The sequence below is a fragment of the Streptomyces sp. NPDC101132 genome, from assembly GCF_044759225.1.
Lineage (GTDB): Bacteria > Actinomycetota > Actinomycetes > Streptomycetales > Streptomycetaceae > Streptomyces.
On record NZ_JBIVYX010000026.1, the window covers coordinates 25,405 to 35,966 of the forward strand.

Consider the following 10,562-nt stretch of genomic DNA (forward strand, 5'->3'; position numbering starts at 1 on the left):
CCCCGGTTTTCCGCGTCCAGCGGGTCGTTCTCGCAGGGAGGGCATGTACATGGAGATCAGGGACACCGCCGAGGAGTGGCCGGTCAGGTCCGGCCAGACCCCCTTCCGGGGCGCCAAGACCAGCGTCCGCTCGGACGAGGTGGTCATGCCCGACGGCTCCGTCGCGCGCCGCGACTTCCAGGTGCACCCCGGCTCCGTGGCCGTGCTCGCCCTCGACGCCGACCGGCGGGTGGTGGTCCTGCGCCAGTACCGGCACCCGGTCCGCCACAAGCTGTGGGAGCTGCCGGCCGGGCTGCTCGACGTACCCGGGGAGAACCCGCTGCACGCCGCCCAGCGCGAGCTGTACGAGGAGGCGCACGTCAAGGCCGAGGACTGGCGGGTGCTGGTGGACGTCTTCGCCAGCCCCGGCGGCTCCGACGAGGCCATCCGGGTCTTCCTGGCCCGCGACCTGGCCGAGGCCGAGGGGGAGCGCTTCGAGGTCGCCGAGGAGGAGGCCGACATGGAGCTGGCCCGGGTGCCGCTGGCCGACCTGGTGCGCGGGGTGCTCGCCGGCGAGCTGGGGAACGTGGCGCTGGTGAGCGGCGTGCTGGCCCTCCAGGCGGTGCTGGCGGGCGACGGCGTGGAGTCCCTGCGCCCGGCGCTGGCCCCGTGGCCGGCGCGCCCGTACGAGGTCTGACGGCTCCGGCCGGGTGCGGGGCGTCTCCGTACCCGGCCGGAGCGTCCCCGTACCCGTGGCGGGAGAGTCCCCGTACCCGTGGCGGGAGAGTCCCGGTACCCGTGGCGGGGGAGGGTCCCGTACCCGTGGCGGGGGAGGGTCCCGTAACCGTGGCGGGGGAGCCCCTCACCCGCGGCGCGGGGTGCGGTCCGGCCGTGCCCGGGTCGCGGGGCACGACCGTCGCCGCTTCGGAGTAATCCGGCTTCGCGGTACTACCATCCGCTGATCCGATCGGGCGATTTGCCGGGTCCGTCCCCGCCGCGCTCCGCCCGGAACGCCGCTTACGGTCAACTACGCTCAGAAGCCCCCGACCTGGCTCCCACCCGGGACCTCCGGCGGGCGTTTCCCGCCACAGGCAGGGAGAGGAGCGAGCCCCGTGACGGACGAGGCGCTGGACACCAACGGCCCCGCGGACGCCGCCACGCCGCCGGCCTTCGTCGGCCGGCGGCGCGAGCTCAAGGAGCTCCGCGACGACATCGCCCGCACCGGCCTCGACACCCTCTCGGGCCGCAAGGCCAAGGCCCCCCGCGCCCGCGTCCTGCTCGTCGCGGGCCGCCCCGGCTCGGGCCGCACCGCCCTCGCCGAGGAGTTCGCCCGGCAGACCGCCCCCGACTACCCCGGCGGACTGCTGCGCGCCCGCCTCACCACCCCGGGCGGGGAGCGCGTACCCGCCGAGCGCACCGCCCGCGAGCTGCTGGAGGCCCTCGGCGAGCCCACCCCGCCCGGCGCCGACGGCGACGAACTCACCTCCGCCCTGCGCGCCGCCCTGGCCGGCCGCCGGGTCCTGCTGCTGCTGGACGACGCGGCCGACGCCGAGCAGGTCGACCCGCTGCTCCCCGACGACGGCGACTGCCTGGTCGTCGCCACCGCCGAGGGGCCGCTCACCGGCATCCCCGACGTACGCCCCTGCACGCTGGGCGGCCTCGACACCCCCGCGGCCGTCGAGTTCCTCACCGCCCGCATCGGCTCCGTACGCGTCACCGTCGACCCCCGCGCCGCCGAGACCCTCGCCGAGGAGTGCGCCGGGCAGCCCGCCGCCCTGGCCCTGGCCGGCGGCTGGCTCGCCGCCCACCCCAAGGCCTCCGTCGCGGACGTGGCCAAGCAGCTCCACGACATGCCGGCCGAGCGCGGCGCCCTCGCCCGCACCTTCCGGCTGGTCTACGCCTCGCTGCCGGCCCCCGCCCAGCGCACCCTGCGGCTGCTGCCCCTCGCGCCCGCCGGCGCCGTGGACGCCCACACCGCCTCCGCCCTGGCCGGCTGCTCCGTCGCCGCCGCCCAGTCGACCCTGGAGGACTTCGCCGCCCTCGCCCTGGTCCGGCCGGCCGCCGACGGCCGGTACCTGCTGCCCGGCTGCCTCGTCCCGCTGCTGCGCGCCCTCCTGGAGACCAAGGAACGCCCGGCCGAGGTGCAGCTCGCCCGGGCCCGGATGCTGGAGCGGACGGTACGGCTCCTCCAGTCCTGCCTCGCCGTGATCGAGCCCGACGGGGACGAGGGGGAGGGGGCCGGGAGCCCGCTGCCCGGAGTGCCGGCGCCCGGCGGCCGGTCCGCCGCCCCGCCCCGCGCCCTGCGCTTCCCCGACGCCCGGGCCGCCGGAGCCTGGCTGGACGGCCGGCTGCCGGTCCTGACCGCCGCCGCCCGGCTCGCGGTGGCCGACGGGGAGCTGGACACGCTGGCCAGGCGGCTGGTGGCCGCGCTGGTACGGGCCCTGGCGGCGCACCGCGGCACGGAGGCGGCCGCGCCCGAGCTGTACGGGCTGCACGGCCTGGTGCTGGACGTGGCGGAGCGGCGCGGGCTGCACCGGGAGCGGGCCGCGGCCCTGCTGAACCTGGGTGACCTGGACCACGGCACCGGCCGCACCCGGGCCGCCCTGGACCGCTACCGGGCCGCGCTGGACGCGGGACGGGCGGCGAACGACCCGTACGCGACCGGCCGCGCGATGGAATCCGTAGGAGGCGCGTACCAGGAGCTGGGGGACTGGCACCGGGCCGCGGACTGGTTCGGCCGCGCCCTGGCCCAGAGCCTGTCGCGCGGGGAGCGCGCGGACGAGGCGCGGCTGAACGGCCGGCTCGGCAGCGTGCACACGTACGCGGGACGCTACGGCGAGGCGCTGCGCTGCTGGCGGTCGGCCGCGGCAGGCTACCGGAAGCTGGCCGATGTGCCCGGCCGGGCAAGGGCGTTGAGCGAGATGGCGCGCGTCCAGGAGTACGCGGGACGGCCCGAGGAGTCGCTGCACACCTGCCGTGCCGCGATCGACCTGGCGCGCGAGGCCGGGGACCAGCGGCTCCAGGCCGCGCTCGAGCTGCGGCTGGCCGACACGCTGGACCGGCTCGGCGACCCGGCGGCGGCCCGGCTGCACCGGGCGGCGGCGGACAGACTGCTGGGAGACGACCCCGCAGCCTGCGAAATCCGTAGTGCTTCCGGCTGAGATTAATGCTTTGTAAGGCTAGACAGCCGGAAATCCTTCATTAGACTGGCTCTGCCGCGTTCATCTGCGGTGCATCCCGTTGCGCACTCCCGCCGACGGGTATGTATGGATTGAGCCGTTTAATCCCCTGAGTCAAGGACCGTGATCGACGATGAAGGTCGGCATCCCCCGCGAGGTCAAGAACAACGAGTTCCGCGTGGCCATCACCCCCGCCGGTGTCCACGAGCTCGTCCGCAACGGCCACCAGGTCTTCGTCGAGCAGAACGCCGGTGTCGGCTCCTCGATCACGGACGCCGAGTACGTCGCCGCCGGCGCCGAGATCCTGGCCACCGCGGACGAGGTCTGGGCCACGGCCGACCTGCTGCTGAAGGTCAAGGAGCCCATCGCGGAGGAGTACCACCGCCTCCGCAAGGACCAGACCCTCTTCACCTACCTGCACCTGGCCGCCTCCAAGGAGTGCACCGACGCGCTCCTGGAGTCCGGCACCACCGCCATCGCCTACGAGACGGTCGAGCTCGCCAACCGCGCGCTGCCGCTGCTCGCCCCGATGTCCGAGGTCGCGGGCCGCCTGGCCCCGCAGGTCGGCGCCTACCACCTGATGCGCTCGGCCGGCGGCCGCGGCATCCTCCCCGGCGGCGTCCCGGGCACCCAGGCCGCCAAGGCCGTCGTCATCGGCGGTGGCGTCTCCGGCTGGAACGCCGCGCAGATCGCCATCGGCATGGGCTTCCACGTGACCCTGCTCGACCGCGACATCAACAAGCTCCGCGAGGCCGACAAGATCTTCGGCACGAAGATCCAGACGATCGTCTCCAACGCCTTCGAGCTGGAGAAGGCCGTCCTCGAGGCCGACCTCGTCATCGGTGCGGTGCTGATCCCGGGTGCGAAGGCCCCGAAGCTGGTCACCAACGAGCTGGTCTCCCGGATGAAGCCCGGAAGTGTCCTTGTCGACATTGCGATCGACCAGGGCGGCTGCTTCGAGGACTCCCGTCCGACCACCCACGCCGAGCCGACCTTCCAGGTCCACAACTCGGTCTTCTACTGCGTCGCCAACATGCCGGGCGCGGTCCCGAACACCTCCACCTACGCGCTCACCAACGCCACGCTGCCCTACATCGTGTCGCTGGCGAACAACGGCTGGGTCGAGGCGCTGCGCCGCGACGCCGCCCTGGCGCTGGGCCTCAACACCCATGAGGGCCAGGTCGTTTACGGCCCGGTCGCCGAGGCCCACGGCTACGAGCACGTCGCGCTGAACACCCTGATCGGCTGAGCCCAGGGACCCGCGTCAACCGTCTGACGCCAATCTCACGCCTCCGGCCGGACCTTGCCCCGCAAGGTCCGGCCGGACGTGTTTATCGACACCGTGCGCCGGGGGACACCCCCTCGCGGGCGCGGCACGCCGAGGGGGACCAACTCGCCTCGAACGTAACCCTTTAACCGTTTCGCACACCCGCGAAACTTCACAGTGACAGCCCGTACGCCCTTGACAGAGTGGTGTTCGGATGCCGACACATCGTGCCGCGTCCGGCCGATTGTGTTGCTGCGGAGCGGTGACACGCCATAGAGTCGCCAACCGTCGGCATGGTGCCACGCTGACCTATCGATAAGTTTCCTGGTCACGTCCGAGGAGGTAAGACGACTTGTGAATGAGTCGACATTTGCTCCTGGGGGTGGTCAAGCAGGAGGGTCTGCGCGGGGCCAGGGCCCTGCCGGGCTCGAAGCTGTCGGCTCCGTCGCGGTCCGCACCTTCGCAAACCACCAGCACATGACGACGCCCCAAAAGAGCATGGACGGCCTAGACGTGAACTCCATGGCCGGCGACCTGAGCGGCCGAGAGCCCACCGGTTTCGCCGACTACGACGAGGTGCCCGAGGGGCACTTCTACGACCCCGACGCCGAGTACGAGCCCGACCCCGAGTACGCGGCCACCCTCGCCCCCGACGCAGCGAGACAGCGTCGCGAGAGGATCGGCCCGACCGGACGGCCGCTGCCGTACTTCCCGATCCCGGGTCCCCTGACCGACCACGGTCCCGCGAAGATCATCGCGATGTGCAACCAGAAGGGCGGCGTCGGCAAGACCACGTCGACCATCAACCTGGGTGCCGCGCTCGCCGAGTACGGGCGGCGCGTGCTGCTCGTCGACTTCGACCCGCAGGGCGCCCTGTCGGTCGGCCTCGGCGTGAACCCGATGGAGCTGGACCTCACCGTCTACAACCTGCTCATGGAGCGGGGCATGTCGGCGGACGAGGTGCTGCTCAAGACCGCGGTCCCCAACATGGACCTGCTGCCGAGCAACATCGATCTCTCGGCCGCGGAAGTGCAGTTGGTGAGCGAGGTCGCGCGCGAGTCGACGCTCCAGCGTGCGCTGAAGCCGCTGATGAACGACTACGACTACATCGTGATCGACTGTCAGCCCTCGCTCGGCCTGCTGACGGTGAACGCCCTGACGGCGGCTCACAAGGTCATCGTGCCGCTGGAATGCGAGTTCTTCGCGCTGCGCGGTGTGGCGCTGCTGACCGAGACCATCGAGAAGGTCCAGGAGCGGCTCAACCCGGAGCTGGAGCTCGACGGCATCCTCGCCACGATGTACGACTCCCGTACGGTGCACAGCCGTGAGGTGCTGGCGCGCGTGGTCGAGGCCTTCGACGACCACGTCTACCACACCGTCATCGGGCGTACGGTCCGCTTCCCGGAGACCACGGTCGCCGGCGAGCCCATCACCACGTACGCCTCCAACTCCGTCGGCGCCGCCGCCTATCGCCAGCTCGCCAGGGAGGTGCTCGCCCGGTGTCACGCCGAGTGAGTCTGCCCGGAGCCGACGAACTCTTCCGTACGACAGGGGGGATGGCGCTGCAGGCGTCCTCGCCCCGGCGCCCGGCGGACCCCGAGCACGAGGACGCCGCCGCGGACGACGCGGCGGAGGGCCGGGCGCGGGAGGGCGAGACCGTGGCGGCCGCGGAGCCGGTGGTGGCTCCGCAGAGGCGCCCGCAGGAAGGTTCCCCCGCCCCCGCCGCGGCCGCGAGCCCGCGGCGCAAGGGGGGCGGCCGGAACCGGCGCCCGAGCGGGCGGGAGCGGCACGACGAGAAGATCACGGTCTACGTCTCCGCCGAGGAGCTGATGGACCTGGAGCACGCGCGGCTGGTGCTCCGCGGGGAGCACGGGCTGGCGGTCGACCGCGGCCGCATCGTCCGCGAGGCGGTCGCGGTCGTCCTGGCCGACCTGGAGTCGCGCGGCGACGCGAGCATCCTGGTCCGCCGCCTCCGCGGCCGCTAGCGCCGCGCCACAGCACCGCCCCCCGCAGCCCCTGGCCCCGGGCCCGCAGCCCTCGGCCCCCGGGCCCACCGCTCCCGGCTGACCGCCCCGCCGGGCCTGCTGGCCCCCCGGCTCCCCTCCGGGCCCCGCAGCCCCCGGACTTTGTGCCACTGGCCCGCGGCACCCGGCTGACAGGCCCGCGCGCTCCTGCTGCCCCGGCTGACCTAGGGCTGGGCCGGCGCAGTTCCCTTTGTCCCGGCGTGGGGCGGGGCCGCTGGGCCGGGGCGCCGGGGCGGGATCTCGGGGGCCTGGGGGCGTTGGGGGCGTCGCCGGGGGCGGTGGCAGCGATAGCCTTCCGCGTGCTGCTCTGACTTCCGCACCCTGGACCGTGATGCGCCCGAACGACCCCGTGCCGCCCGCCCGCGGCTCCCGCCGCCTGCTGGGCCGCGGCCCGGGCGCGTCACCGTCCACCCGGCCCGACCCGGCGCCGCAGGCGCCTGAGCCCGCCCCGGAGCCCTGCCCGCAGGGCACCGATGTGCCGGCCGGGGCGGAGGTGGCCACCCCGGCCCCCGCTCCCCGTGGGACCGCCCCCGCCGAGCCGCAGCCCGCCCCGGATCCGGCCGCCGAAGCGGCGTCGCCCCTCGCGCCCGCCCCCTCCGGCGTACCCGCCTCCGATGCGGCCACGGCCCTCGGGGGCTCGGGGGCCGCCGAGCGTCGGGCAGGGTCGTCGGACCAGGCCCCAGCGGCGGCCGGGGAACTGCCCGGCACGGCCCCGTCCACCGGCCCGCCGCCGTCTGGCGCCGCTGCCGCCGTACGGCCGGGTGCGGCGGACTCCGCCGTGGCGGCGGTCGCTGCCGTATCCGCACCCGAGGCCGGCGGGCCCACCCTGCCCGCGCCGGCACACGCCCCCGTGCCCGCCGCCCCGGTGGATGGCGGGGCGGCAGCAGCCGGGCCGGGAGGGGACCGGGCGGTCTCCGCTGAGCCGCGCAGCGGCGGGGCGGCGGTAGCCGGGCCCGCGCAGGAGGGCGTAGCGCCCGGCGGGGTGGCGGTAGCCGGGCCCGCGCAGGACGGGGCGGTGGCCGGCGGGGCGGGAGTGCCCGGGTCCGCGCAGGAGGGGGCAGCGCCCGGTAGGGCGGCAGGTGCCGGGCCCGCGCAGGAGGCGGGAGTGCCCGGCGGGACGGCTGTGCCCGGGCCCGCGCAGGAGGGGGCGGTGGCCGGTGGGGTGGCGGTAGCCGGGTCCGCGCGGGAGGGGGAAGCGCCCGCCGAGCCGGGAGGCGACGGGCGGTTCACCGTGCGGCTCCACAACTTCGAGGGGCCCTTCGATCTGCTGCTCCAGCTGATCTCCCGGCACCGGATGGACGTCACCGAGGTCGCCCTGTCGCGCGTCACCGACGAGTTCATGGCCCACATCCGGGCCATGGGGCCCGACTGGGACCTCGACCAGACCACCGAGTTCCTCGTCGTGGCCGCCACCCTCCTCGACCTCAAGGCCGCCCGGCTGCTGCCCACCGCCGAGGTCGAGGACGAGGCCGACCTCGCCCTCCTGGAGGCCCGCGACCTGCTCTTCGCCCGGCTGCTCCAGTACCGCGCGTACAAGCGGATCGCCGAGATCTTCGAGGAGCGGGCCGAGGCCGAGGGCCGCCGGTACCCCCGGACCGTCGGCCTGGAGGACACCCACGCCGAGCTGCTGCCCGAGGTCGTCATCAGCATCGGCGCCGAGGGCTTCGCCCGGCTGGCCGTCAAGGCCATGCAGCCCAGGGCCAAGCCGCAGGTGTACGTGGACCACATCCACGCCCCCCTGGTCAGCGTCCGGGAGCAGGGCGAGCTGCTGGTGGCCCGCCTCAGGGAGCTCGGCGCGGCCGGCTTCCGCGAGCTGACCGCCGACGCCGCCGACACCCTGACCGTCGTCGCCCGCTTCCTGGCCCTCCTGGAGCTCTACCGGGAGAAGGCCGTCGCCCTCGACCAGGAGGAGGCGCTCGGCGAGCTGACCGTCCGCTGGACCGGCGGCACGGGCACGGACACCGGCGCCCCGCTCGTCTCCGACGAGTTCGACCAGACCGTACGGCCCGACGAGGAGGACGCCCGATGAGCGTCGCGGACCTTGACCTGAAGCCCGCCCTGGAGGCCGTCCTGATGGTCGTGGACGAGCCCGCGACCGAGGAGCACCTCGCCAAGGTGCTGGAGCGCCCCGTGCGCGACGTGGCCCTGGCCCTGCGCGAACTGGCCGACGAGTACACCGTCCAGCGCCGCGGTTTCGAGCTGCGGCTGGTGGCCGGCGGCTGGCGGTTCTACACCCGGCCGGAATACGCGGCGGCCGTCGAGGGCTTCGTCCTGGACGGCCAGCAGGCCCGGCTCACCCAGGCGGCCCTGGAGACCCTCGCGGTCGTCGCGTACCGCCAGCCGGTCAGCCGGTCCCGGGTCTCCGCGGTCCGCGGCGTGAACTGTGACGGCGTCATGCGCACCCTCCTCCAGCGCGGTCTGGTCGAGGAGGCGGGCACGGAACCCGAAACAGGTGCGATCCTGTACAGGACGACGAACTACTTTCTGGAGCGGATGGGCCTGCGCGGCCTGGACGAGCTCCCGGAGCTCGCGCCCTTCCTCCCGGAGGCGGACGCGATCGAGGCCGAGACGCAGGAAGGCGTCCCGTCGTTCGATCCGGACGCTCCGGACACAGACGAAGACGACAAGACGACGGACATTTGATGCGAAGCAGCGGCGGCAACAGGAACAGCGGCGGCGGGCGCGGTAACTACCGCGGTGCCGGGAACTCTCGTGACGACAGGCAGGGCGGGGGCCAGAGCCGTCCCCGCCGTCCCCGTCCCGAGGAGCGCCGCTACGACGTCGGCCCCGAGGGCGAGCGCAGCGGCCGCAGCGGCCCCCAGAGCGGGCGCGGCGGCCAGGGCGGCGGCCAGGGCGGTCAGGGCGGCCGCGGCGGCCAGGCCGGCGGCGGCCGTACGGGCGGTGCGCGCGGCGACGCGGCCCGCGGCGGCGCCAAGGGCGGCCCGAAGACCCCCCAGGGCGGCGGCAAGGCCGGCGGCCCGCGCCGCGGCGGCAGCGCCCCCGCCCGCCCCCGCGAGTACGACGCCCGCATCGAGGAGCGCAACCGCGAGCGGTACGCCGACAAGCCGCAGATCAAGACCCCGAAGACGTTCCCCGGTGCCGAGCAGGAGGGCGAGCGCCTGCAGAAGGTGCTGGCCCGGGCCGGCATGGGCTCGCGCCGCGCCTGCGAGGAGCTGATCGAGCAGGCCCGCGTCGAGGTCAACGGCAAGATCGTCGTCGAGCAGGGCATGCGGGTCCGGCCCGAGAAGGACGAGATCAAGGTGGACGGCCTGACCGTCGCCACCCAGTCGTACCTGTTCTTCGCCCTCAACAAGCCGGCCGGCGTCGTCTCCACCATGGAGGACCCCGACGGCCGCCAGTGCCTCGGCGACTACGTCACCAACCGCGAGACCCGGCTCTTCCACGTCGGCCGGCTCGACACGGAGACCGAGGGCATCATCCTGCTCACCAACCACGGCGAGCTGGCCCACCGCCTGACCCACCCCAAGTACGGCGTGCAGAAGACCTACCTCGCCGCCATCACCGGCCCGCTGCCCCGCGAGATCGGCAAGCGCCTGCAGTCCGGCATCCAGCTGGAGGACGGGTACGCGAAGGCCGACCACTTCCGCGTGGTCGACCAGGTCGGCAAGAACTACCTCGTCGAGGTCACCCTCCACGAGGGCCGCAAGCACATCGTCCGCCGCATGCTGGCCGAGGCGGGCTTCCCGGTCGAGAAGCTCGTACGGACCGCCTTCGGCCCGATCGAGCTCGGCGACCAGAAGTCCGGCTGGCTGCGCCGCCTCACCAACACCGAGGTGGGCATGCTGATGCGCGAGGTCGGCCTGTAGGACGGCCGCGCACCGCGCGCCACGCTCACGGCAGGGCCCCCGCCTCCACCGGCGGGGGCCCTGCCGTCTTCCGTTTCCGGGCCGGTCGCGCAGGCGGCCCCCGCCGGACCCGGACCCGGCGGGGGGGGGGGGGGCCCGCCCGCCCCCCGGGGCCCCCGGGGCCCCCCCCCCCCCCCCCCGGGGGGGGGCCGCCTCGCCCGTACCGGCCCGGTTCCGCGTACCGGGCCGCGACCCGTCAGGCGCGGGCCAGGTACGGCGGCAGCGCGACCGCCGGGTCCAGGTCGTC

At 74.7% G+C, this 10,562-nt stretch carries 8 protein-coding genes; all 8 read left to right on the forward strand.

From position 1 onward, the window contains the following. The first annotated feature begins 49 nt into the window (after nt 1-49). Nucleotides 50-676, forward strand: a complete 627-nt coding sequence (locus ACIQUR_RS34780; RefSeq protein WP_403673309.1) for an NUDIX domain-containing protein — start codon at nt 50-52, stop codon at nt 674-676. A 415-nt stretch (nt 677-1,091) separates the two neighbouring features. Beyond that, nucleotides 1,092-3,140: a tetratricopeptide repeat protein gene (locus ACIQUR_RS34785; RefSeq protein WP_403673311.1), complete on the forward strand. Its 2,049-nt coding sequence runs from the start codon at nt 1,092-1,094 to the stop codon at nt 3,138-3,140. Between the two features lie 151 nt (nt 3,141-3,291). Further along, nucleotides 3,292-4,407 carry an alanine dehydrogenase gene (gene ald, locus ACIQUR_RS34790; protein ID WP_403673313.1) on the forward strand — a complete coding sequence of 372 codons (1,116 nt, stop codon included), beginning with the start codon at nt 3,292-3,294 and terminating at the stop codon, nt 4,405-4,407. A 372-nt stretch (nt 4,408-4,779) separates the two neighbouring features. Beyond that, nucleotides 4,780-5,940, forward strand: coding sequence for a ParA family protein (locus ACIQUR_RS34795; protein ID WP_403673315.1), 1,161 nt, complete (start codon nt 4,780-4,782; stop codon nt 5,938-5,940). After that, complete coding sequence (locus ACIQUR_RS34800; protein ID WP_399955109.1) at nt 5,925-6,410, forward strand: hypothetical protein; 486 nt, start codon at nt 5,925-5,927, stop codon at nt 6,408-6,410. The genes ACIQUR_RS34795 and ACIQUR_RS34800 overlap by 16 nt, the downstream gene beginning before the upstream one ends. Before the next feature lie 1,144 nt (nt 6,411-7,554). After that, on the forward strand, nt 7,555-8,478 hold the full coding sequence (locus ACIQUR_RS34805) for a segregation and condensation protein A (protein WP_403673317.1): 924 nt from the start codon (nt 7,555-7,557) through the stop codon (nt 8,476-8,478). Next, on the forward strand, nt 8,475-9,092 hold the full coding sequence (scpB, locus tag ACIQUR_RS34810) for an SMC-Scp complex subunit ScpB (protein WP_403673318.1): 618 nt from the start codon (nt 8,475-8,477) through the stop codon (nt 9,090-9,092). The genes ACIQUR_RS34805 and scpB overlap by 4 nt, the downstream gene beginning before the upstream one ends. Beyond that, on the forward strand, nt 9,092-10,276 hold the full coding sequence (locus tag ACIQUR_RS34815; RefSeq protein WP_403673320.1) for a pseudouridine synthase: 1,185 nt from the start codon (nt 9,092-9,094) through the stop codon (nt 10,274-10,276). The genes scpB and ACIQUR_RS34815 overlap by 1 nt, the downstream gene beginning before the upstream one ends. Nucleotides 10,277-10,562 lie beyond the last annotated feature (286 nt).

Excerpts from the sequence above, each read along its gene's own strand:
- ACIQUR_RS34780 (WP_403673309.1), top strand. The coding sequence starts at position 50 with ATGGAGATCAGGGACACCGCCGAGGAGTGGCCGGTCAGGTCCGGCCAG.
- ald (WP_403673313.1), top strand. The coding sequence starts at position 3,292 with ATGAAGGTCGGCATCCCCCGCGAGGTCAAGAACAACGAGTTCCGCGTG.
- scpB (WP_403673318.1), top strand. The coding sequence starts at position 8,475 with ATGAGCGTCGCGGACCTTGACCTGAAGCCCGCCCTGGAGGCCGTCCTG.
- ACIQUR_RS34815 (WP_403673320.1), top strand. The coding sequence starts at position 9,092 with ATGCGAAGCAGCGGCGGCAACAGGAACAGCGGCGGCGGGCGCGGTAAC.